This is a genomic window from Microbacterium sp. GCS4, from assembly GCF_001262495.1.
In the GTDB taxonomy this organism is placed as follows: Bacteria; Actinomycetota; Actinomycetes; order Actinomycetales; family Microbacteriaceae; genus Microbacterium.
In genome coordinates this window covers 604,813-627,768 of sequence record NZ_LGYE01000002.1, presented here as the reverse complement: position 1 = coordinate 627,768, position 22,956 = coordinate 604,813, and the positions used below count along the sequence as shown (strand labels likewise).

The window sequence follows — 22,956 nt, the reverse complement described above, 5'->3', positions numbered from 1 at the left end:
CGATTCGGTGCTGCGGGATTTTCCTTGTAGACTCGGAGGGTTGCAAAACGGGGTGTGGCGCAGCTTGGTAGCGCGCTTCGTTCGGGACGAAGAGGTCGCAGGTTCAAATCCTGTCACCCCGACCAGTAACATCGGAAGGCCGCCCTCACGGGCGGCCTTCTCTGTATCGGGACATCAGCGGAAGGGAACGCGTGCACCGACTGCTCCCTGCCCCGCGTGGTCTCACGCGGGGCATCGCCGCGGCGCTCGCCGTCCCCTTCCTCGTCGGACTCGCACTCCTGACCCTCACCCCCACGCGCGTAGAGGAGCGGATGCCGGACCTGCTGGATCTCGTGCTCGCAACAGCCCACCGAATCGGCTGGGACTCGCTCGACTTCACGCGCCTCGAGATCCTGGCGAACGTGCTGGTCTTCGTCCCCGTCGGAATCTTCGCGTTCGTGCTCATGCCTCGCCGACTCTGGCTTCTGGCCGTGCTGCTGGGGCCTGCGATCTCCCTCGGGATCGAGCTCGCGCAGCGGCTCGCGCTCCCCCACCGCGCGGCGACCGTGAGCGATGTGATCGCGAACTCGAGCGGAGCTCTGATCGGGGTCGCCCTCGCCGTCTGCTGCACACTCCTGTTCGCGCCGCGTGCGACCGCTACACGTACCCTGGAGGCACCATGACCACGCCTGCCCTCGTCGCGTTCGACCTCGACGACACGCTCGCGCCGTCCAAGGCGACGATCGACCCGCGGATCGCCGATCTGCTCGTCGCCCTCCTGCAGAGGGTCGACGTCGCGATCATCTCGGGCGGCAACGAGCAGCAGTTCCGCTCTCAGGTGATCGCCCAGCTCCGCGCCGTCGATGCGGCGCAGCTCGCGCGCCTGCATCTGCTGCCCACGTGCGGCACCCGCTATCTGCGCCACGACGGTGCCGAATTCGTCGCCGTCTATGCGCACGACCTCAACGAGACGGAGAAGTCCGATGCGCTGACGGCACTGCGCGAGGAGGCAGAGCGTCTGGGGCTGTGGGAGGCGGACCCCTGGGGCGAGATCCTCGAGGACCGCGGCTCGCAGATCACGTTCTCCGCGCTCGGGCAGAAGGCACCCGTCGACGCCAAGCACGACTGGGATCCGACGGGTGCGAAGCGCGAGGCTCTGCGGGCTGCGGTCGCACCGCGTCTTCCCGGCCTCGAGGTGCGCTCGGGCGGATCGACGTCGATCGACATCACGCGCGCCGGCATCGACAAGGCCTTCGGCATGCAGCGACTCGCCGAGCTGACCGGCATCCCGCTGGCGTCGATGCTGTTCTACGGCGACCGCCTCGACGAGGGTGGCAACGACTACCCGGTCCTCGCGCTCGGCGTGCCCTCGGTCGCGGTGGACGGCTGGGAGGACACAGCGGCGAAGCTCGACGCGCTGCTCGCCGGACTCTGACTTCGGCGGACGCCCGGCTCCACCACGATGTCCTCGCCGGGTCCTACCCTGTCGGTATGGATCCCCTCGCGCTCGTCCTCGTCACCGCCGGCATCGCCAGCGCCGCCTGCTGGATCCTGTCGCTGCTGACCCGCGACACCTCCTGGGTCGACCGTGCATGGTCACTCGTCCCGGTCGCATACGTGTGGATCTTCGCGATCGCCGGTCTCGCCAAGGGAGTCGATGCGGCGCGTCTCGTGCTCATGGCGCTGCTCGTCACCGCATGGGGCGCACGCCTGACGTTCAACTTCGCGCGCAAGGGCGGCTACACGGGCATGGAGGACTATCGCTGGGCCATCCTCCGCGGACGCATGCGCCCCTGGCAGTTCCAGCTGTTCAACCTGCTCTTCATCGTCGCCTACCAGATGGCGCTGCTCGTGCTCATCACGCTTCCGGCGAACGTCGCCCTGCAGCATCCCGCGCCCCTGACCGGATGGGATGTCGTGTTCGCGGCGCTCTTCCTCGCCCTGCTCGTCGGCGAGACCATCGCGGATCAGCAGCAGTGGGCGTTCCACCAGCGCAAGAAGCGAGCCGGCGGAACGCTCGCTCCGGGGTTCGCGACCACAGGACTGTTCCGCTACAGCCGCCACCCGAACTTCTTCTTCGAGCAGAGCCAATGGTGGGCGTTCTACGCGCTCGGCGCGACGGCCGCCGTGGCCTCGGGCGCGGGATTCCTGGGCGGGGCGCTGAATGCCTCGATCCTCGGCGCGTTCCTGCTCAGCATCCTGTTCATCGGATCGACGATCTTCACAGAGTCGATCACGGCGTCGAAGTACCCCGCGTACGCCGACTACCGGCGCACGACGTCGATGCTGGTGCCGTGGCCGCCGCGGACCCGTCCCGTGGCAGAGCCCGCGGCGTGAACGGCCTCAGCGCACGACCACGTCCGACGCGTCTCTGGCGACCGGAACGAGGCGTGTGAGCTGCGTGACGTGCGCGGGTTCGAGCTCGGCGAGCGAGGAGACCCCGAGCAGACGCATCGTGCGCTCGATCTCGGTGCGGAGGATGGCGATCGTCCGGTCCACGCCCTGCCGACCGCCGGCCATCAGACCGTAGAGGTAGGCGCGACCGATCAACGTGAAGTCGGCGCCGAGGGCCACGGAGGCGACGATGTCGGCGCCGTTCATGATGCCCGTGTCGATCATGACCGTGAAATCGTCCCCCACCGCGCGACGCACCTCGGGCAGCAGGTGGAACGGGATCGGCGCACGATCGAGCTGCCGTCCGCCGTGGTTGGACAGGACGATGCCGTCGACGCCCGCATCGCGCAGACGCACCGAGTCCTCGACGTTCTGCACGCCCTTGATGACGATCTTCCCGGGCCACAGGTCGCGGATCACGGCAAGGTCGTCATAGCTGATGGTCGGGTCCATCGCGGCGTCGAGCAGCTCGCCGACCGTGCCGCCCGTGGTGCTCAGCGACGCGAACTCCAGTTTGGGCGTCGTGAGGAAGTCGTACCACCACCATGGACGCGGGATCGCGTTGACGATCGTGCCGAGGGTGAGCTGCGGCGGGATGCTGAAGCCGTTGCGCTTGTCACGGAGGCGCGCTCCCGCGACCGGGGTGTCGACCGTGAACTGCAGCGTGTCGAAGCCCGCGGCGGCGGCACGACGGGTGAGCTCGTAGGAGATCTCCCGGTCGCGCATGACGTACAGCTGGAACCAGTTGCGCCCGTGCGGGTTCGCGGCCTTCACGTCCTCGATCGAGGTCGTACCGAGCGTCGAGAGGGTGAACGGGATGCCGGCGGCAGCCGCTGCTCCGGCACCGGCGACCTCGCCCTCGGTCTGCATCAGGCGCGTGAAACCCGTCGGCGCGATGCCGAACGGCAGCGCCGAGGGGCCACCGAGGATCTCGACGGACGTGTCGACGGTCGGCGCGGGACGGAGGATGCCGGGGTGGAACTCCACGTCCTGGAAAGCCTGGCGTGCCCGCGTCAGCGACAGCTCCCCCTCGGCGGCCCCGTCGGTGTAGTCGAAGGCTGCCTTGGGGGTGCGGCGCTTCGCGACCGTCCGCAGGTCGGCGATCGTGAGCGCGGCGTCGAGCCGCCTCTTGCGCCCGTCGAGCTCGGGCTTCTTGAACTTCATGAGCTCGAGGAGCTCGGCGGGGTTGGGGAGCTGGCGCTGGACCATGGTGCCTCTCAGACGACGGACGGGAGGGGGCGGGTGAGTCCCGCCGCGGTGTAGTAGCCGGTGATGTGCGCGTGCACGCGGGAGCGAGCGTTCTCGGCGTCTCCGCGCGCGATCGCCTCGACGATGGCGCGATGTTCGGCGCGGAGGACGTCGACCATGCCGCTCCAGTCCTCGATCGCCTCGGCGCCCTGCTGGACGTAGGACTCGATCGCGGTGCGGAGCCCCGCCATCATCGCGGCGACGACGGAGTTGCCGCTCGCCTCGGCGAGAGCGAGGTGCAGTTGCGCGTCGAGGGCGAGGAATTCGGAGGGCGTCAGGCCCTCGGCATCCATGGCGTCCAGCATCCGGTGTGCGGGGTCGAGATCGGGATGCGACTGCACCGCGAGGTCGGCGACCACGGCATCCTCGAGCAGCAGCCGCGTGCGGACGACGTCGTCGAGCGGGAAACCATGAGCTGCGACCTGAAGTCGCAGAAGGGTCGACATGCCCCCGCTGGGGGTGGCGATCACGATCGCGCCGGCCTGAGGGCCCGAGCCCGTGGCCGTGCGGATGAGACCCATGACCTCCAGCACTCGCAGCGCTTCACGGACGCTCGATCGGCCGACGCCGAGGTCCGCGGAGAGGTCGCGCTCGGACGCCAGGCGGTCGCCGGGACCGAGACGGCCGTCGAGGAGATCTCGTTCGATGTGCTCGAGCACCAGGCGCCACGCGCGTGCAGGCTGCTCCGGCATGCGTCCTCCCGATCACCGTCGAACTCTGTGGTCTGACCACAGTAGCGCGTGTGGTCAGACCATGCAACGCAAGCACGCCGACGGCACCCTCTGACAGAGCAGGGCGAGCCGACGGATCAGCCCAGGCGTCCGCCCGACTCCTGGAGGTAGCAGGCACCGCACAGGGACTCGTAGGTCGTCAGCTCAGGAGCCGAGTCGCCGTTCGCCCCCTCGTCGATCGCGACCTGATCGCCGTCGAACACGAAGCGTCCGCCGACCACACGACCGTTGAAGACCGCCTTGCGTCCGCACCGGCAGATCGTCTTGAGCTCCTCGAGGGAGTGCGCGATCGCCAGAAGACGCGCCGACCCCGGGAACGCGTGGGTCAGGAAGTCGTTGCGGATGCCGTAGGCGATGACCGGGATGCTCTCCTCGATCGCGATGCGGAAGAGATCATCGACCTGCTCCGCCGTGAGGAACTGGGCCTCGTCGATCAGGAGGCACGCCACCTCGGCGCTCGTCGACGCGCGGACGCGATCCCGATGCTCCGCGAACACCGCGCGCGCATCGTCCTCGGGCCCGAGGAGGAAGTCGACCTCGCGGGTCATCCCCAGTCGGCTCGAGATCTCGGAGGCCGCCTTGGTGTCGATCGCGGGCTTCGCGAGCAGCACATGCTGACCGCGCTCCTCGTAGTTGTACGCGGCCTGAAGGAGAGCCGTGGACTTGCCCGAGTTCATCGCGCCGTAGCGGAAGTAGAGCTTCGCCACCGGGCTGCTACTCGTCGATGCCGAGGACAGACGCGGTCGCCGACGTGGAGGTCGCCGCCAGCGCGGCATCCGTGTTCAGCTTCTCGCCGAACGTCGGGATGAGCTCTCGCAGCTCGGACTCCCACCCCGGGTATTCGGCCGGGAAGCACTTCTTCAGCAGGTCGAGCATGATCGGCACGGCGGTCGACGCGCCGGGCGACGCACCGAGGAGCCCGGCGATCGAGCCGTCGCCCGCGGCGACGACCTCGGTGCCGAACTGCAGGATGCCGCCCTTCTTGGGGTCCTTCTTCATCACCTGGGCGCGCTGACCCGCGTTGATGAGGGTCCAGTCCTCGCCCTTCGCGGTCGGCATGAAGGTGCGCAGGCTGTCGACCTTCTTGGAGTGGTTCTTGAGCAGCTCGCCGACGAGGTACGTGATGAGGTCGGGGTTCGCGAACGCGACGCGGAGCATGGGCCACAGGTTGTGAGGGCGCACCTGCGTCACGAGGTCGAGCATCGATCCGTTCTTGAGGAACTTCGGGCTGAACGTCGCGAACGGACCGAACATGAGCGAAGCCTCGCCGTCGACCACGCGCGTGTCGAGGTGCGGCACCGACATGGGCGGGGCGCCGACCGAGGCCTGCGAATACACCTTGGCCTTGTGCTGCGCGACGATCGCCGGGTTCGAGGTCTTGAGGAACTGTCCACCGATCGGGAAGACGCCGTAGCCCTTGATCTCCGGGATGCCGGAGCGCTGCAGGAGCTTGAGCGCCCAGCCGCCCGCGCCCACGAACACGAAGCGCGCATCGACCTCGTCGGGCGTGCGGCCGACCGTGTTGCGGAAGCCGACGCGCCAGGTGCCGTCCTTGCGCTTCTTGAGCGACTTGACCTCGGTGTTCGTGCGGAGCGTGACACCCGAGTCGGTGAGGTGGTCGAAGAGCTGGTGCGTGAGCGCTCCGAAGTCGACGTCGGTACCGGCGGGCACGCGCGTCGCCGCGAACGGCTCACCCCTGCGACGCTGCTGCATGAGCAGGGGCGCCCACTTGTTGATGACGCGCGAATCCTCGCTGTACTCGATGCCCGCGAACAACGGCTGCTTCTTGAGCACCTCGTAGCGGTCCTTGAGGTAGGCGACGTCCTTCTCTCCGCGCACGAACGTCATGTGCGGGGTCGCGTTGATGAACGTCGACGGCGCATCGAGCACGCCCTTCTCGACGAGCGAGGACCAGAACTGGCGACTCTGCTGGAACTGCTCGTTGATCGAGATCGCCTTGGCGGGGTCGAGCGGGCCGTTCCCCTGCTGCGGCATGTAGTTGAGCTCGCACAGGGCCGCGTGGCCGGTGCCCGCGTTGTTCCACGGGTTCGACGACTCCTGGGCCACGTCGGAGAGTCGCTCGAAGGCGACGATCTTCCAGTCCGGCTGCAGCTCGTGCAGCAGGGTACCCAGGGTGGCGGACATGATGCCACCGCCGATCAAGACGACATCGACTTTTTCTGTCACCAGGACAGTCTAGTTCGCGGGCACGGCGCGACAGACCACGCGGGCCGGTCCCACCAGACCGGTTCGGTATCGCGGGGATGCCGTCAGGCTATGACCGCCAGGCGCTCGGCGAGGATCTCGGCGATCTGCACCGCGTTGAGAGCCGCGCCCTTGCGCAGGTTGTCGTTGCTGATGAACAGCACGAGGCCCTTGCCCTCCGGCGCGGACTGATCGGCGCGGATGCGACCGACGAAGCTCGGGTCCTTGCCTGCGGCCTGCAACGGCGTCGGGACCTCGTCGAGCACGACGCCGGGGGCCGCGCTCAGCACCTCGCGCGCGCGTTCGGGGGTGATGTCGTTCGCGAACTCGACGTTGATCGACAGGGAGTGGCCCGTGAACACGGGGACCCGCACGCACGTGCCCGCGACACGCAGGCCGGGCAGTTCGAGGATCTTGCGGCTCTCGTTGCGGAGCTTCTTCTCCTCGTCGGTCTCGTTCTGGCCGTCGTCGACGAGGTTGCCGGCGAAGGGGATGACGTCGAACGCGATGGGCGCGACGTACTTCTCGGGCTCGGGGAAGTCGACCGCCGAGCCGTCGTGCACCAGACGCAGGGTGTCGCCCTGGGCGAGCACGCCCTCGACCTGGCCGAGGAGCTCCTGCGCGCCGGCAAGGCCGGAGCCGGACACGGCCTGGTAGGTCGACACGATCAGGCGCTCGAGACCGGCCTCGGCGTCCAGCGCCTTGAGCACCGGCATCGCGGCCATGGTCGTGCAGTTCGGGTTCGCGATGATGCCGCGCGGGCGGTCGTCGATCGCATGCGGGTTCACCTCGCTGACGACCAGCGGCACTTCGGGGTCGTTGCGCCAGGCGCTGGAGTTGTCGACCACGACCGCTCCGGCCTCGGCGAAGCGCGGCGCGTACGCACGGCTGGCCGTGGCCCCCGCGGAGAACAGCGCGATGTCGATGCCTGCGGCATCCGCGGTCTCGACGTCCTCGACGATGACGGTCGCGCCGCCGAACTCGATCGCGGTGCTCGCCGAGCGCGCCGAGGAGAACAGGCGCAGGTCGCGGATCGGGAAGGACCGCTCGGCGAGAATCTCGCGCATGACGGTGCCCACCTGGCCGGTGGCGCCCACGATGGCGACGGAGAGTCCTGAGTCGGAGATGCGGGTCATGATGTTCCTTGGCGTCGAGCAGTACTGCAAGAGAGGCTTCGGGCGCGACGTCGGGATGCGGATGCCGCGCCTGGCGCCGATGTCAGGGTTCCGGTGAGTCTATCGCGCCGGAGGCCGCAACCGGACCTGCGCGTGAGCGTGGATGCCCGCGCCGGCGTAGGAGAAGGCGCCGGGGTAGGACGTTTCCGTCAGAACCGTCCTACCCCGGCGCCTTCGCCTACCTGCGCGCGATGGTCGTGGCGACGGAGGCAGGGGAGACGGAGGGAGGCGCCGAGCGATTCGGCGTCAGCGGCCGGTGCCGGCGTGGACCGTTGCGTCGAACTCGCCGTCCAGGCCGTAGGCGGTGTGCACGGTGCGAGCGGCCTCGGCCAGGTCGCTGTCGCGCAGCACGACCGAGATGCGGATTTCGGAGGTCGAGATCATCTCGATGTTGATCCCCCCGGCCGACAGCGCCTCGAAGAGGATCGCCGAGACGCCCGAGTGCGTGCGCATGCCGGCGCCGACCACCGAGAGCTTGCCGATCTGGTCGTCGTGCACGAGGTTGCTGAAGCCCACCTCGGTCTGCTCGGCCGCGAGCGCCTTGAGCGCGCCGGTCGCGTCCGCCTTCGGGACCGTGAAGGAGATGTCGGTGCGGCCGGTGGTCGCGCCCGACACGTTCTGCACGATCATGTCGACGTTCGCGCCCGACTTCGCGACGATCTTGAAGATCTCCGCGGCCTTGCCCGGCACGTCCGGGACCCCGGCCACGGTGATCTTGGCCTGACTGAAGTCGGTGGCGACCCCGGCGACGATCGGTTCTTCCATGTCTGCTCCCTCGGCTTCGCGGGGGTTCTTCATGCCCTCGCCCAGAACGTAGGTGCCCTCGGCCGACGAGAACGTCGAACGGGCGTGGATCAGGACGCCGTGACGGCGTGCGTACTCGACGGCGCGGATGTAGAGCACCTTGGCGCCGTTGGCGGCGAGCTCGAGCATCTCCTCGCTCGAGATGTGGTCGAGCTTCTGCGCGCGCGGGATGATGCGCGGGTCGGAGGTGAAGATCCCGTCGACGTCGCTGTAGATCTCGCACACGTCGGCGGACAGAGCGGCCGCGAGCGCGACGGCGGTCGTGTCGGAGCCGCCTCGGCCGAGGGTGGTGATGTCGCGGGTGTCGCGGTTGAAGCCCTGAAAACCGGCGACGATCACGATCGCCCCCTCGTCGAGCGCCTCGCGCAGACGGATGGGCGTCACGTCGACGATGCGCGCCGCGCCGTGCTGGGAGTCGGTGATCATGCCGGCCTGGCTGCCCGTGAACGAGCGCGCCTCGAAGCCCATGGAGTGGATGGCCATCGCGAGGAGCGCCATCGAGATCCGCTCGCCGCTCGAGAGCAGCATGTCGAGCTCGCGCGGCGCGGGGATCGGCGCGACCTCGTTCGCGAGGTCGAGCAGCTCGTCGGTCGTGTCGCCCATGGCGCTCACGGCGACGACGACGTCGTGCCCGGCACGACGGGTGTCGACGATGCGCTTGGCGACGCGCTTGATGCTCTCTGCGTCGGCGACGGACGAGCCGCCGTACTTCTGCACGATGAGGGCCACGTTCACTCCCTGGGATGTCGGGCGGATCCGCCCACGCTCATTCTACGATCGGCGCATATACCCGCCCGCGCATGTGACGACCGGGCGTTCAGCGGCGTCCGCGCGTGCACGACTTCGGAGACGGCACGCGACACGCCGCAGGACATCGGGATGCTGCGGCGAGTCGGGCCCGGCATCCGAATCTGTGCGCGTGAGGACGGAGCCGCGAATGCCCCGCGTCGGCAGGAGAGTCGAGGGGGCGGCGCGTCGGCAGGAGAGTCGAAGGGGCGGCGCGTCAGGGGGCGGGAGGCACCGGCCCCGGCGCGAGCCCCGCCGGAGCGGAGGCCGGAGGACGGAGTCGCCCGCCGGTCGCGGCGAACCAGCAGCCGGCGATGATGAGCGGGAAGCCGATGAGCAGCCCGGGGGTGAGCGGCTCCGACAGCACGATCGCACCGAGGACGATCGCCACGACCGGATTCACGTAGGTGAACAGCGGCGCGCGCACGGGACCGACCTCGCGGATCAGCGCGAAGAAGGCCAGGAAGGCGACGGCCGTGCAGATGACCGCGAGCGCGAGGAGCGCGCCGATCGCGGTGGGGGTCGGCACCTCGTGCTGTGTGAGCAGGCCGATCGGGAGGTACAGGATGCCGATCATGAGGAGCGACAGTGTGATGGTGCCGAGCGAAGGCACGTCGACGAGCTTGCGCGCGACGATGAACGGGGCGATCGCGTAGAGCACTGCGACGAGGAGCACCTCTCCCGCCGCCAGCAGGCTGACCCGACCGCCGAACAGCCCGGGCCCCGCGACGACGATCGCGACACCCAGGAATCCGACGAGGAGTCCGATCGCGCGGGCCGGGCGGAGCACGCCGCGGTCGCCGCCGCCCAGGGCGATGAGCGCAGCGAACAGAGGGACGGTCGCGACCAGCAGCCCGGTCATGCCGGACGGCAGCGTCATCTCCGCGTGGCCGAGCAGCACGAACGGACCGGCCATCTCGACCAGGCCGAAGGCGAGCACCCAGGGCCAGTGCCGCCACGCCGCCTTCAGGGCACCGCCGCGGAGCGCGAACGGGAGCAGCAGGAGCGCCGCGATCAGCGTGCGGCCGGCGACGATCGCCGGCGGGGAGAACGACTCGACCGCGACGCTGATGAACAGGTACGGCACGCCCCACAGGAGCGCCATCGCCCCGAAGAGCAGCCAGCCGCGTCGGGAGAAGCCGCCCTGGGCGTTCACAGCACGCGCCGGCCCTCGAAGGCGCGTCCGAGGGTGACCTCGTCGGCGTACTCGAGGTCGCCGCCGACCGGAAGGCCCGAGGCGAGACGCGACACCGTGATCTGCATGGTGGTGAGCAGGCGGCTGAGGTAGCTGGCGGTGGCCTCGCCCTCGAGGTTCGGGTTGGTGGCGAGGATGACCTCCTGCACCGTGCCGTCGGCCAGACGCGTCATGAGCTGGGCGATGCGCAGATCGTCGGGGCCGATGCCCGCGATCGGGCTGATCGCGCCTCCGAGCACGTGGTACAGACCGCGGAACTCTCGCGTGCGCTCGATCGCCGCCACGTCCTTCGCGTCCTCGACCACGCAGATCAGGGCGGTGTTGCGCCGGGGATCGCGACAGATCGCGCAGCGCTCCTGCTCCGCGACGTTGCCGCAGATCTCGCAGAAGCGCACGCGCACACGGATCTCGGTGAGCAGCTCGGACAGACGCGCGACGTCGAAAGTCGGCGTCTGCAGGATGTGGAACGCGATGCGCTGGGCCGACTTGGGCCCGATGCCGGGCAGGCGACCGAACTCGTCGATGAGCTCTTGGACGATTCCGTCGTACATCAGGAGAACCTCGCGGGGGGCTCGTAGGGCTCTTCGCGCACGAACGTCGCGCCGAGCACCTGGCGGATGACTGCCTCACCGTAGCGCTGCACGCCACCGGACGGGGTGCGCTCGGTGACGACCGGGGCGGATGCCTGGGCGGCGCGCGGGGTGGGAGACACCACGGACCCCTGAACCTGGGTTCGCGGTGCGGACGCGCTCCGGGCCGCGGTCGACCCGCCAGCGGAGGATGGCACCGGCTCGTACGAGGGGTCGTACGGCGGCTCGTCGTCGTAGGGCGGAGGCTCATCGTCGTACGGCGGGGGGACGTCGTCGGTCCCGGGTCCGGACGGCGCCGTCTGCCCGTTCGGTGCCGTCTGCCCGTTCGGCGCGGTCGGCGACGGCGCATGGGCGGACGCGGTCGGTGACGATGCGGCGGGGGCTGGGACCGCTGGGGCAGGCGACGCAGGCTCCGACGGCGTGGTCACGGTCGCCGATTCACCCGTGGCGTCGCCTCGGGCGACCTGGGCCGCGTCCGGGGGCGAGGGATGGGCCGCCCGCTCCACCGCGGGGACTCCAGGCTCAGCGCTCGTCGGCTCGGCCGACGACGGGATGGGGGCGACCGCCCAGTCCGTCACGGGGGTCGCGGAGTCGCTGCGGGTCTGGGAGCGGGAGGGGCCGGCTGACGCAGGCTCCGATGCGGGAGCATCGGCGGTCGGCCCGCTGGAGGCCGACGGCGAGGACTGCCTCGGTGCGCCGCCTGACGGCATCGGCGCGGGGAGGTACTTGACCTTGACGCCGACCTCCTGCTCGATCGCGGTGCGCAGATGATCGGAGGGCCCCGATCCCGGCGTGGTCCCCTTGAACTTCGCCACATCGTGCTGGCTCGTGAACCCGAGCGTCAGCACCTCGGTCTCGGTGACGAACGCGAGGGGCTGCACGGCGGTCGCGAGCAGCCAGGACGCGCGGCTGATGTCCTCGAGACGCGTCAGGATCGCAGGCCAGGATGCCGTGATGCGATCGAAGGTGACCGGGCCGGAGGGGGCGGGTGCGGGCTCGGGCTGCGTCGAGGGCTCGGATGCCGGGCCGTCGGATGCCGGGGTGCGTGTCTCGGATGCCGGGGCGGGCTCTGCCGCAGATTCGACCGTCGTCTCGGGCGCGGCGCTCCCTCGCGGAGCGACCGGCGAGGTCGATGCGGGTGCCGTGTGGTTCGATGCGGGAGCCGACGGCGCACTCGCTCGAGCGGCGGTCGCGGCCGGAGCCGCGCCGGCGGAAGGCCCCGCAGCGGCAGCATCCGTGGATCCGGCGAGGACCCGCGCCACCATCAGTTCGAGGTGCAGACGCGGCGAGGTCGCCCCGGACATGTCGTCGAGCGCGGCGCTCACGACGTCGGCGGTGCCCGACAGGCGTGCCGCGCCGAACGACCGGGCCTGCGTCTGCATGCGCGCGAGCTCGTCGGCGGCGATGCCGCGGAGCACGGCGGACGCACCGTCGCCCACGGCCGCGATCACGATGAGGTCGCGCAGGCGCTCGAGCAGGTCGTCCACGAAGCGGCGCGGGTCCTGCCCGGTCTGCACGACCCGGTCGATCGCGGGGAACGCGGCAGCCGCATCGCCCGCGGCGAGAGCGTCGACGATCTCGTCGAGCAGGGCCGCGTGCGTGTACCCGAGAAGAGCGACGGCGCGCTCGTAGGCCACGGTGACGGTCTCGGAGCCCGCCGGCGAATCCGAACCGGCGATGAGCTGGTCGAGCAGCGAGAGCGTGTCACGGGGCGAACCGCCTCCGGCGCGCACGACGAGCGGCAGCACTCCGCGCTCGGCCACGACGCCCTCCTCGGCGCAGAGCTTCTCGACGTACTCGAGCATCGCGGCGGGCGGCACGAGACGGAAGGGGTAGTGGTGGGTGCGCGAGCGGATCGTGCCGAGCACCTTCTCGGGCTCGGTCGTCGCGAAGATGAACTTCACATGCGGCGGCGGCTCCTCGACGAGCTTGAGCAGCGCGTTGAACCCCTGCGGCGTCACCATGTGAGCCTCGTCGAGGATGAAGATCTTGTAGCGGTCGCGGCTCGGGGCGAAGGTGGCGCGCTCGCGGAGGTCGCGCGCGTCGTCGACGCCGTTGTGGCTCGCTGCATCGATCTCGACGACGTCGAGGGACCCGCCGCCCGCTCGAGAGAGCTCGACGCAGCTCGGGCACGTGCCGCACGGGACGTCGGTCGGACCCTCCGCGCAGTTCAGGCAGCGCGCGAGGATGCGGGCCGACGTGGTCTTGCCGCAGCCGCGAGGACCGGAGAACAGATAGGCGTGGCCGACACGGTCCCCGCGCAGCGCGGTCATCAGCGGATCGGTCACCTGGGACTGCCCGATCATCTCGCCGAACGACTCGGGGCGGTAGCGGCGGTAGAGGGCTGTGGTCACCAGAACAGCCTACGGCGTGCCGCCGACATCGAGGCAGCCCGGGCTCCGGCATCCGATGTTCCGCCTCGCTCCCCCGTCGACGCCCCATCTGCGCGCCGACGCCCCACCTGAGCGCGGTCCGCACGATGGGGCGTGGGCGGCAAGATGGGGCGTCGGTGGAAGCGGTCGCGGAGAGTCGGCTCAGTCCTGGGAGTCGATGACCGGGATCGCCGTCGTGATGACGGGCACGGAGGCCGACAGCCGGGTTCCGTCCTCCCGGCGTGCATCGGCGAACTGCCGCAGCGTCGGACGCCCGGGGATCAGCGGCCCCTGGTCGGCGAGCGGCACCACGACGTCGTCCTCCGTCGTCGCGATGTAGGCGACGTCGCGCACCGTGAACGGGACGGGTTCGCCCGAGCGCACGTGCACGCGGAGCTCGTCCTTCGTGACGGTGACCTCGAGAGCCGAGCCCTGCCACTGCAGCGGGAACGACAGCGACGGCCAGTCCGCGGGGAGGCGCGGGTCGAAGCTCAGCTCGCCCGCCCAGTCGCGCATGCCGCCGAAGCCGCACACGAGCGCCGTCCACACGCCGCCGGCGGAGGCGACGTGCACGCCGTCGGCCGCGTTGTGGTGCAGGTCGTGGAGGTCGACGAACAGGGACTGCTCGAAGTACTCCAGCGCGAGGTCCTGGTACCCGACCTCAGCCGCGAGGATCGACTGCACCACGGCGGAGAGCGTCGAGTCGCCCGTGGTCAGCGGGTCGTAGTAGTCGAAGTCGGCCTTCTTCTCCTCGGGCGTGAAGTGGTTGCCCTGCAGGAACAGCGCGAGCACGACGTCGGCCTGCTTGAGCACCTGGAACCGGTAGATCACCAGCGGGTGGAAGTGCAGGAGCAGAGGGCGCTGATCGTCGGGCGTGTGCGCCAGATCCCAGACCTCGCGCTCGAGGAACAGCGAGTCCTGCGGGTGGATGCCGAGCGCCTCGCTGTACGGGATGAACATGGCGTCGGCCGCCCGCTCCCATCCCTCGGCCTCGCCCGGCTGCAGCCCGGTGCGCTCGCGCACGAGCGCGAACTCCTCGCCGTTCGCCTCCTCGGCCTCGCGGACCACCTTGGCCGCATAGCGCAGGTTGTACCGCGCCATGACGTTCGTGTACAGGTTGTCGTTCACGACGGTCGTGTACTCGTCCGGCCCCGTGACGCCGTGGATGTGGAAGGTCTCGATCGCGCCCTCCGCCCCCGGCACGGCGTGCGAGGAGCGCCAGAACCCGAGGGTGGCCCAGAGCCGCGCCGTCTCGATCGCGACGTCGATGCCCTCGCGCCGCAGGAAGTCCTCGTCGCCGGTCGCCCGCACGTACTTGCCGAGCGCGAAGCTCACGTCGGCGTTGATGTGGTACTGCGCGGTGCCGGCCGCGTAGTAGGCCGAGGCCTCCTCGCCGTTGATGGTGCGCCACGGGAACAGCGCCCCTGCCTCGTTGAGCTGCGCCGCGCGCCGACGGGCCGCGGGGAGCATGTGCACGCGCGCGCGCAGCGCGTTGCGGGCCCACTGCGGAGAGGTGTAGGTGAGGAACGGGAGCACGTAGATCTCGGTGTCCCAGAAGTAGTGGCCGCTGTAGCCCGAGCCCGAGACGCCCTTGGCCGGCACGCCGGTGCCGTCGGCGCGGGCCGACGCCTGTGCAAGCTGCAGCAGGCACCACCGGGTCGCCTGCTGCACGGCATCCTGCCCGTCGATCCGCACGTCGCTGCGCTCCCAGAACGCGGCGAGCCAGTCGGCCTGACGGCGGAACTGCTCGTCGACGCCCTCGGACATCGCGCGGTCGAGCGAGCGGCGGCAGCGGTCGACGAGCTCGCGCGGCGGCACACCGCGCGAGGAGTGGTAGCTCACGAGCTTCGTGATCGAGATCGGCACACCGGCCTTCGCCTGCACCCGGAAGACGTTCTTGGCGATGTCCTCCTCGATGAGCGTGCGCGAGGTGTACTCGTTCTCGGTCTCGATGATGTGGTCGGCGACCACCGCGACCGTCATGCCGGAGGCCGCGACGGTGTACGACAGCGCGGAGCGCAGGCCGTCCTGCCAGTGCTCGGCCGGCTGCAGCACGCGCTCGGCGATCTTCTCGGCCTTGCGCGGGTCGAAACCCTTCTTCGCCTCGGTCGGGATGCCCGCGTATACGCCGGCGCCGTCCTGGCGGTTGAGCAGCTGGCAGCTGATCGTGACCGGGGCGTCGGAGTTCTCGACGACGACCTCGAGCCGCAGGATCGCGAGGTGGCGCTCCTCGAAGCTCACGATGCGCTCGTCGCGCATACGCACGCGCTTGCCGGACGGCGTCTCCCACACGAGCACGCGCTCGAGCACGCCCGTCTTCATGTCGAGCGTGCGGCGGTACTCGCGCACGTCGGCGACGTCGAAGGAGATGGGCTCGTCGTCGACGTACACGCGCATGACCTTGGCGTCGGGCGCGTTGACGATGGTCTGGCCGACCTCCGCGAACCCGTACGCCTGCTCGGCGTGGCGGATCGGCCAGGTCTCGTGCAGTCCGTTCACGAACGTGCCGTGCTCGTGCGCGCCGCGTCCTTCGATGTGGTTGCCGCGCAGGCCCAGGTAGCCGTTGCCGACGCCGAAGAGCGTCTCGCCCACCCCGTCCTCGGAGTAGCGGGTCTCGATCAGGCGCCAGGGGTCGACGGGGAAGCGGTCGCGGTCGATCATGCGGTCTCCTCGGAGTCGGAGGGTGCGGACGAGGGGGTCGGGGTGGGATCGGATGCCGGGAGGAACGCATCGAGGTCCTCGACGACCACGGTCGCCCCGGCGGCGAGGAGCGCCTCGGCACCGGCGCCGCGGTCGACGCCGACGACGGTCGCGAAGCCCGCAGCGGCAGCCGAGGCGGCGCCCGAGGTGGCGTCCTCGACCGCGACGCTGCGCGCGGGATCGACGCCCAGTGCGACGGCGCCGGCGCGGAACATATCGGCGGCGGGCTTGGAGGCGAGTCCCTCGCGCTCGGCCACGACGCCGTCGACGACGACGCGGAAGAAGTCGCGGAGGCCGGCGGCACCCAGAACCTCCTCGGCGTTCTTCGAGCTCGACACGACACCCAGCGGGATGCCGGCGGCGGTCAGCTGCTCGACGAGAGCGAGCGATCCGGGGAAGGGCGCGATGCCCTCGGCACGCAGCGAGGCGGCGAAGGCCGCGTTCTTGCGGTTGCCGATGCCGCAGATCGTCTCGGCCTCAGGCGGGTCGTCGACCGCGCCCCACGGGACCTCGACGTTGCGGCTCTGCATGAGGCTCGCGACCCCGTCGTAGCGCTTCTTGCCGTCGACGTAGTCGAAGTAGTCAGCATCCGTGTAGGCGGGTTCGATGCCCCACTGCGCGAAGACCTCGTCGAACACGTGCTTCCAGGCGCGCATGTGCACTTCGGCGGTGGGCGTCAACACGCCGTCGAGGTCGAACAGGACCCCGTCGGTGCGGAGCAGATCGGGCAGTGCGTCGGGCACGGGAGCCTCCAGGAGAGGGACGAGGGTTCCGGCACCATCTCCGTGCCACTGTGCAAGCGTAGTGCGGCTCGGCGAGCGGCGGAAACCCCCAGATGCGGTCGGGCTCAGAGCATCCGGGAGGTCTGCCGTGCGATCTCGAGCTCCTCGTTCGTCGGCACCACCAGAACCGCCACCCGGGACGCGTCCGTGGAGATGCGACGGATGCCGCGGCGCCGTTCGACGTTGCGCCCGTGGTCGATCTCGATGCCCGCGAACCCGAGGGTCGCGAGGGCCTCCGCGCGCACGGCCGCCGCGTTCTCTCCCACCCCCGCCGTGAACGAGATCACGTCGACCCCGCCCAGCTGGGCGATGTACGCACCCGCGTAGGCGCGCAGGCGGTGGATGTACACGTCGAACGCGAGGGTCGCCGCGGCGTCGCCGCTGTCGCGCCCGGCGAGGATGTCGCGCATGTCGCTGCGCCCCGCGAGGCCCTGGAGACCGCTGCGGGTGTTGAGGAGCGCATCGAGGTCGTCGATCGAGTATCCGGCACGTCGCGACAGGTGCACGAGGGCGGCGGGGTCGAGGTCGCCGGAACGGGTCCCCATCACGAGCCCCTCGAGCGGGGTGAGCCCCATCGACGTCTCGACCGAGCGTCCGCCGTCGATCGCGGTGACCGAGGCGCCGTTGCCGAGGTGGAACACCAGCTGGCGGAGCGCGCCGAGGTCACGCCCGAGGAACGCGGCGGCCGCCTCGCTCACGAACTGATGGCTCGTGCCGTGGAAGCCGTAGCGACGCACCCGGTGCTCCGCCGCCAGCTCGGCGTCGATCGCATAGGTGTACGCGGCGGGCGGAAGCGTCTGGTGGAAGGCCGTGTCGAACACCGCGACGTGCGGCACGTCCGGGAAGACCGCCTTCGCGGCCACGATCCCGGCGAGGTTCGCCGGGTTGTGCAGGGGCGCGAGCACCGCGAGCTCGGCGATCTGCTCCTCGACGTTCGGCGTCACGAGGGTCGGCGCGTAGAACCGCGCTCCTCCGTGCACGACGCGATGGCCGACGGCGGCGGGAGGATGCTCGTCGAGCGACGGTCCGTGCTCGGCGAACTGCTCGAGCATCACCGCGAAGGCCTCGTCGTGGTCGGCGACCCGTCTCTCGGTCTCGTGCGTGGCGTCGAGCATCGTGACGACGGCCTCGCCCGCGGCATCCGGTCGTACCGTGTGCGCGATCGCGCTGACGTCCTGCCCGATGCGCTCGATCAGCCCGCTCGCGAGCTCCCGCTCGTCCTCGATGTCGATCAGGGAGTACTTGAGCGAGGACGACCCGCTGTTGATCACGAGGATGGTGGTCACGATGCGGCCCCCTGCGCCTGGATCGCGGTGATCGCGACGGTGTTGACGATGTCGTCGACCAGCGCGCCGCGCGACAGGTCGTTGATGGGCTTGTTGAGGCCCTGCAGCACCGGACCTATCGCGACGGCGCCGGCGGAGCGCTGCACGGCCTTGTACGTGTTGTTGCCCGTGTTGAGGTCGGGGAACACGAACACGGTGGCGCGTCCGGCGACGGCGGAGTCGGGGAGCTTGGCCTTCGCGACGGCGGCGTCCGCCGCCGCGTCGTACTGGATCGGGCCCTCCACGAGCAGCTCGGGAGCGCGCTCGTGCACGAGGGCGGTCGCCTCGCGCACCTTGTCGACGTCGGCACCGGAACCCGACTCCCCCGTCGAGTAGGACAGCATCGCGATGCGCGGGTCGATCCCGAACTGCGTCGCGGTCGCGGCGGAGGAGACCGCGATGTCGGCGAGCTGCTCGGCCGTGGGATCGGGGATCACGGCGCAGTCGCCGTACACGAGCACGCGATCGGCGAGCGCCATGAGGAACACGCTCGAGACGACCTTCACACCGGGGCGGGTCTTGATGATCTCGAACGAGGGGCGGATCGTGTGCGCCGTCGTGTGCGCGGCCCCCGACACCATGCCGTCGGCGAGACCTGTATGCACCATCATGGTGCCGAAGTACGACACGTCGGTGACGGTGTCGGCGGCCTGGGCGAGCGTGATGCCCTTGTGCGCACGCAGCCGGGCGTACTCGGCCGCGAAGCGCTCCACGAGTGCCGGATCGTTGGGACTCACGATGTCGGCCGCCGCGATGTCGACGCCGAGCTCGACCGCCCGCGCCCGGATCGCCGACTCGTCGCCGAGGATCGTGAGATCGGCGACCTCGCGCGCCAGGAGCGTGGCGGCGGCACGGAGGATGCGGTCGTCGTCGCCCTCCGGCAGCACGATGCGGCGACGGTCCGCGCGCGCCCGCTCGATCAGGCCGTACTCGAACATGAGCGGCGTGACGACCTTCGACTCGGCGAGGCCGAGCTGGGTGGTCAGCTCGGTGATGTCGACGTGCGTCTGGAACAGGCCGAGCGCGCGGTCGTAGCGCGCACGCGACTCGGGCGATATGCGTCCGCGTGCACCCATGACCCGCACGGCGGTGTCGTAGGTGCCGAGGTCCGTCGCGATGATCGGCACCGTCGAGGGGACGCCGTCGAGCAGCTGCACGATGGGTTCGGGCAGCGGGAACGGTCCGTTGAGGATGATGCCGGCCACCCGCGGGAACGTCCCGGAGGCGTCGGCCAGCAACGTCGCGAGCAGCACTTCGGTGCGGTCGGCGGGGATCACCACGACCGCTTCCTCGGTGAGCCGCGGCAGCACGTTCACCATCGACATCCCGGCGACGACGATCGTCAGCGCCTCGCGGGCCAGCCGGTCGGGGTCGCCCTTGATCAGGCGGCCGTCGACCGCCGCGAGGATGCCGCGGATCGACGGCGCGACGAGGGTGCGGTCCTCGGGCATGGCCCATACGGGCGTCGTGCGCGCCGGACGCACTGCGGCGACCGCGGATTCGATCTCGCCGAGGCGCTCGGGGTCGGCGCGGTTGACGACGACCGCGAGGAGCTCGGCGCGCTCGACCTCGAGCTCGGAGAGTGCGAGTGCGGCGATCTGCCCGACCGCGGCGGGCGTGCGGGCCGTGGTCGTGCCGAGCTGCTCGGCCTGGCGCTGCTGGTCGCGGCCGCTGAGTACGAGCAGGACGGGGGCGGCGAGGTTCGCGGCGATCCGCGCGTTGTAGCCGAGCTCGGCGGGGCTCGCGACGTCGGTGTAGTCGCTGCCGATGATCACGACCGCGTCGCACTGCGCCTCGACGGCCTTGAACCGGGCGACGATGGTCGACAGTGCGCGGTCGGGGTCGTCGCGGACGTCGTCGTAGGTCACGCCGATGCAGTCGTCGTACGCGAGCTGAACACCGTCGTGGGCGAGCAGGAGCTCGAGAACCTCGTCGCGTTCTGTGACCGAGCGGGCGATCGGCCGGAAGACGCCGACCCGCGGGGTGACCCTCATGAGCGCATCGAGCACTCCGAGGGCGATCGTGGACTTCCCGGTATGGCCTTCGGCCGAGGTGATGTAGATGCTCTGCGCCACGGCTCCAGCTTAGGTGCACCTCACCCGCGGATCATGGGCGTCGGCCGTGAGAACCGCCCCGGCGCGGACGCCGGTCAGCAGGGCTCCGACATCGCGTCGACCACGGCGACCGCATCCTCGGTGTAGCGCGTGTAGTAGGTCGGGTCGAGGTTGATCTGCACCCGGTGGATCGCGAGCGATCGGTCGAGATCCTGCCATCCCGGCACGCGGGCGAGTCGCTGATAGAACAGCCTCGCCGCGGTCGCGGGATCCATCCGCTGCTCCGCGCTCCCCCACCAGTCCTGCTGCTGAAACAGCCCGATGCTGGTCGTGCGGCTTCCGTCCGGGTTCGTGAACCCGCTCGTCTCCCAGTCGCCGTAGTCGATGTTGCGGAGGCTGCTCTCCCCCATCGCGGTCATGACGCCGAGGATCTGACCGTCCCGTCCGAACCCGAGTGTCGTCGCGGTCTGCATGATCGTGGCGGCGTTGTCGAGCTGCTCGCCCTCCCACCCGGCGATACCCGACTCGGGGAACGTGGTCGGGTCGCTCAGACAGATCGCCATGGGCTTCTCGTGCGCGAGTCCGAGCGGGAGGAGGATCGCGGCGAGCGCGGCGATCGCCACAGCCCCCGCGGCGATCGCGAGCCGGACGAGCGCCCGTCTCCGCTGCATCCGCCGCTGCGCGCGCCGGCGCGGCGACACCCGGCGGCGGCGCGCGCGACCCGAGGGGCGTCGGCCCGTCGTCCGCCGTCGCGTGCTCCGGCTCTTCGTGGCGCCACTCATGTCGCGCGGGACCCTCCGCGTCCGAGGAACACCGCCAGTCCTCCGCCGATCGCGCCGAACAGATGCGCCTGCCACGACACGCCCTCGCGCACGCCTACGACCCCCGCGAGCATGGAGCCGCCGTACAGGGCGATCACGATCACCGCGACCACGGCATAGAGGATGCGGTGCGAGACCCGCCCCGGTGCGAACACGCGCAGCACGGTGTAGCCGAAGTATCCGAACACCAGGCCGGAGGCGCCGACCGTGAGCGTGCCCGGTGCGTTGAGCAGCCAGGTCCCGAGACCGCCGACGACGGCGGCGAGCAGCGTCACGGTCCAGAACCGGCGTGCCCCCTCGACCGCGACGAGGCAGCCGAGCACGAGAAGCGGCAGGGAGTTGGCGATCAGGTGCTGCCAGTTCGCGTGCAGCAGCGGACCGACGAGGATGCCCAGGAGACCCTCGAGGTCCCACGACCGCAGTCCGAAGCCGGTGAAGGACCCCGGCAGGATCGCATCGGCTGCCTGGACGACCCACATCACCGCGAGGAGCAGGATCGGCGAGGCGAAGCGCCCGAGCGGTCGCGGTCCGCGGGTGCTGCGGGTCACATCGGAGCTCGTCACGTCTCGATCCTGGCAGGTGCGCCCCGGAAGACCCTGAAAAAGAAAGTGACCCTCCGCGCACCCAGCAGAGCCCGGTTACCCTTGCTGCGTTTCCGCCCTGGGGGAATTGGCCTGGATGCCGCCACGCGGAGAGCCGTGGACAAGTCTAGCCGATCCGGAGCCCGCTCCCTGCCGCTCGGGTTACGATCGGTGCACGCGCGCATCGTTGCGCCCACGCGAGAGGGAACGCATGCCAGAGAACCCGCCCCCGAGACCACCCGTGACCGACGCCGCGCAGTTCGCCGCGCAGACCTCGGCCATCATCGACTCGGTCTCGCGCGTGATCGACGGCAAGCCGGATGCGGTGCGCAGCGCGCTCGTCTGCCTGCTCGCCGAGGGCCATCTGCTGATCGAGGACGTGCCGGGCGTGGGCAAGACCATGCTCGCCCGCGCTCTCGCCGCGAGCGTCGACGCCACGGTGCGCCGCATCCAGTTCACGCCCGACCTGCTGCCCGGCGACATCACGGGCGTGAGCGTCTACAACCCGGTCGATCGCGAGTTCGAGTTCAAGCGCGGCGCCGTGTTCGCGCACATCGTGATCGCCGACGAGATCAACCGCTCCTCGCCCAAGACGCAGTCCGCCCTGCTCGAGGCCATGGAGGAGGGGCAGGTCACGGTCGACGGGTCGACGCACCCGCTCCCCGACCCGTTCCTCGTGGTCGCGACGCAGAACCCGCTCGAGATGGAGGGCACGTACGCTCTCCCGGAGGCGCAGCGCGACCGGTTCATGATGCGCATCTCGATGGGTTACCCGGATGCCGCGGCCGAGGCCGAGATGCTGCGGCAGCGCGACACCGTCAACCCGCTGTCCTCGGTGACGTCCGTCGCGGACGCCGCCTCGATCACGGCGCTCATCGCGTGGGCGCGTTCGGTGCACGTCGCACCGGCGATCGAGGAGTACACGGTCGCGCTGGCGCAGGCGACGCGATCCGACCCGAGCCTCCATCTCGGCGCGAGCCCTCGGGCCACGCTCCAGCTCATCCGCGCGGCCAAGGTGTGGGCGGCGCTCGACGGTCGGGACTTCGTGATCCCGGACGACGTGTCCGCGCTCCTCGCCCCGGTGCTCGCCCACCGCCTCCTGCCCGCACGAGGCGCGCACCGCGCCGGCGCCCAGCCCGTCGAGTCCGCGTTGCGGCAGATCGTCGACCGCGTGCGCGTGCCGATCGCCGCGCGATCCTGACCGGGAGGCCGTC

General features: G+C 70.4%; 19 protein-coding genes, 1 tRNA gene and 1 other RNA gene. 5 read left to right on the top strand and 16 right to left on the bottom strand.

The annotated features are described in order from the left end of the window. Nucleotides 1-48 precede the first annotated feature (48 nt). The 4 genes from AKH00_RS10230 (at nucleotide 49) to AKH00_RS10215 (ending at nucleotide 2,316) form a co-directional block, all read left to right on the top strand. Nucleotides 49-125, top strand: a tRNA-Pro gene (locus AKH00_RS10230). A gap of 66 nt (nucleotides 126-191) precedes the next feature. Next, nucleotides 192-662, top strand: a complete 471-nt coding sequence (locus tag AKH00_RS10225) for a VanZ family protein (RefSeq protein WP_050722595.1) — start codon at nucleotides 192-194, stop codon at nucleotides 660-662. After that, entirely contained in the window at nucleotides 659-1,414 is a 756-nt protein-coding gene (locus AKH00_RS10220; protein WP_050722594.1) for an HAD-IIB family hydrolase, read from the top strand. Before AKH00_RS10225 ends, AKH00_RS10220 begins: the two co-directional genes overlap by 4 nt. A gap of 56 nt (nucleotides 1,415-1,470) precedes the next feature. After that, entirely contained in the window at nucleotides 1,471-2,316 is an 846-nt protein-coding gene (locus AKH00_RS10215; protein WP_050722593.1) for a DUF1295 domain-containing protein, read from the top strand. 6 nt (nucleotides 2,317-2,322) lie between these two features. Here AKH00_RS10215 and AKH00_RS10210 read toward each other — a convergent pair whose 3' ends face one another. The 16 genes from AKH00_RS10210 to ffs all read right to left on the bottom strand — a co-directional run bounded on the left by AKH00_RS10210 (nucleotide 2,323) and on the right by ffs (nucleotide 21,862). Further along, the gene (locus AKH00_RS10210; RefSeq protein WP_050722592.1) at nucleotides 2,323-3,582 is read right to left on the bottom strand and encodes an alpha-hydroxy acid oxidase; all 1,260 of its coding nucleotides are present in this window, start codon (nucleotides 3,580-3,582) and stop codon (nucleotides 2,323-2,325) included. Nucleotides 3,583-3,590: 8 nt separating this feature from the next. After that, nucleotides 3,591-4,313 (bottom strand): FadR/GntR family transcriptional regulator, encoded by a 723-nt coding sequence (locus AKH00_RS10205; protein WP_050722591.1) that lies wholly within the window; start codon nucleotides 4,311-4,313, stop codon nucleotides 3,591-3,593. Between the two features lie 116 nt (nucleotides 4,314-4,429). Continuing rightward, nucleotides 4,430-5,059: a thymidine kinase gene (locus tag AKH00_RS10200; RefSeq protein ID WP_050722590.1), complete on the bottom strand. Its 630-nt coding sequence runs from the start codon at nucleotides 5,057-5,059 to the stop codon at nucleotides 4,430-4,432. 7 nt (nucleotides 5,060-5,066) lie between these two features. Further along, complete coding sequence (mqo, locus tag AKH00_RS10195) at nucleotides 5,067-6,497, bottom strand: malate dehydrogenase (quinone) (protein ID WP_235556762.1); 1,431 nt, start codon at nucleotides 6,495-6,497, stop codon at nucleotides 5,067-5,069. A 125-nt stretch (nucleotides 6,498-6,622) separates the two neighbouring features. Beyond that, entirely contained in the window at nucleotides 6,623-7,693 is a 1,071-nt protein-coding gene (locus tag AKH00_RS10190; protein WP_050722588.1) for an aspartate-semialdehyde dehydrogenase, read from the bottom strand. Nucleotides 7,694-7,978: 285 nt separating this feature from the next. Next, on the bottom strand, nucleotides 7,979-9,265 hold the full coding sequence (locus AKH00_RS10185; protein ID WP_050722934.1) for an aspartate kinase: 1,287 nt from the start codon (nucleotides 9,263-9,265) through the stop codon (nucleotides 7,979-7,981). 274 nt (nucleotides 9,266-9,539) lie between these two features. After that, entirely contained in the window at nucleotides 9,540-10,478 is a 939-nt protein-coding gene (locus tag AKH00_RS10180) for a DMT family transporter (protein ID WP_082297580.1), read from the bottom strand. Continuing rightward, nucleotides 10,475-11,068, bottom strand: a complete 594-nt coding sequence (gene recR, locus AKH00_RS10175) for a recombination mediator RecR (protein ID WP_050722587.1) — start codon at nucleotides 11,066-11,068, stop codon at nucleotides 10,475-10,477. Before recR ends, AKH00_RS10180 begins: the two co-directional genes overlap by 4 nt. Further along, nucleotides 11,068-13,461: a DNA polymerase III subunit gamma and tau gene (locus AKH00_RS10170; RefSeq protein WP_200903834.1), complete on the bottom strand. Its 2,394-nt coding sequence runs from the start codon at nucleotides 13,459-13,461 to the stop codon at nucleotides 11,068-11,070. Before AKH00_RS10170 ends, recR begins: the two co-directional genes overlap by 1 nt. Before the next feature lie 180 nt (nucleotides 13,462-13,641). Beyond that, nucleotides 13,642-16,140 (bottom strand): glycoside hydrolase family 65 protein, encoded by a 2,499-nt coding sequence (locus AKH00_RS10165; RefSeq protein WP_050722585.1) that lies wholly within the window; start codon nucleotides 16,138-16,140, stop codon nucleotides 13,642-13,644. Continuing rightward, nucleotides 16,137-16,922: a beta-phosphoglucomutase family hydrolase gene (locus AKH00_RS10160; RefSeq protein ID WP_050722584.1), complete on the bottom strand. Its 786-nt coding sequence runs from the start codon at nucleotides 16,920-16,922 to the stop codon at nucleotides 16,137-16,139. Before AKH00_RS10160 ends, AKH00_RS10165 begins: the two co-directional genes overlap by 4 nt. A gap of 104 nt (nucleotides 16,923-17,026) precedes the next feature. Beyond that, complete coding sequence (locus tag AKH00_RS10155) at nucleotides 17,027-18,247, bottom strand: acetate/propionate family kinase (RefSeq protein ID WP_050722583.1); 1,221 nt, start codon at nucleotides 18,245-18,247, stop codon at nucleotides 17,027-17,029. Next, nucleotides 18,244-20,361, bottom strand: a complete 2,118-nt coding sequence (gene pta, locus AKH00_RS10150) for a phosphate acetyltransferase (RefSeq protein ID WP_050722582.1) — start codon at nucleotides 20,359-20,361, stop codon at nucleotides 18,244-18,246. Before pta ends, AKH00_RS10155 begins: the two co-directional genes overlap by 4 nt. A gap of 74 nt (nucleotides 20,362-20,435) precedes the next feature. Continuing rightward, nucleotides 20,436-21,122: a hypothetical protein gene (locus tag AKH00_RS10145; protein WP_050722581.1), complete on the bottom strand. Its 687-nt coding sequence runs from the start codon at nucleotides 21,120-21,122 to the stop codon at nucleotides 20,436-20,438. After that, nucleotides 21,119-21,724, bottom strand: a complete 606-nt coding sequence (locus tag AKH00_RS10140; RefSeq protein ID WP_235556739.1) for a rhomboid family intramembrane serine protease — start codon at nucleotides 21,722-21,724, stop codon at nucleotides 21,119-21,121. The genes AKH00_RS10145 and AKH00_RS10140 overlap by 4 nt, the downstream gene beginning before the upstream one ends. A gap of 41 nt (nucleotides 21,725-21,765) precedes the next feature. Then, nucleotides 21,766-21,862, bottom strand: an RNA gene (gene ffs / locus AKH00_RS17660) — signal recognition particle sRNA small type. A gap of 91 nt (nucleotides 21,863-21,953) precedes the next feature. On the opposite strand from ffs, the gene AKH00_RS10135 reads away from it, so the two are divergent. Next, complete coding sequence (locus tag AKH00_RS10135) at nucleotides 21,954-22,943, top strand: AAA family ATPase (RefSeq protein WP_050722580.1); 990 nt, start codon at nucleotides 21,954-21,956, stop codon at nucleotides 22,941-22,943. Nucleotides 22,944-22,956: the final 13 nt, after the last annotated feature.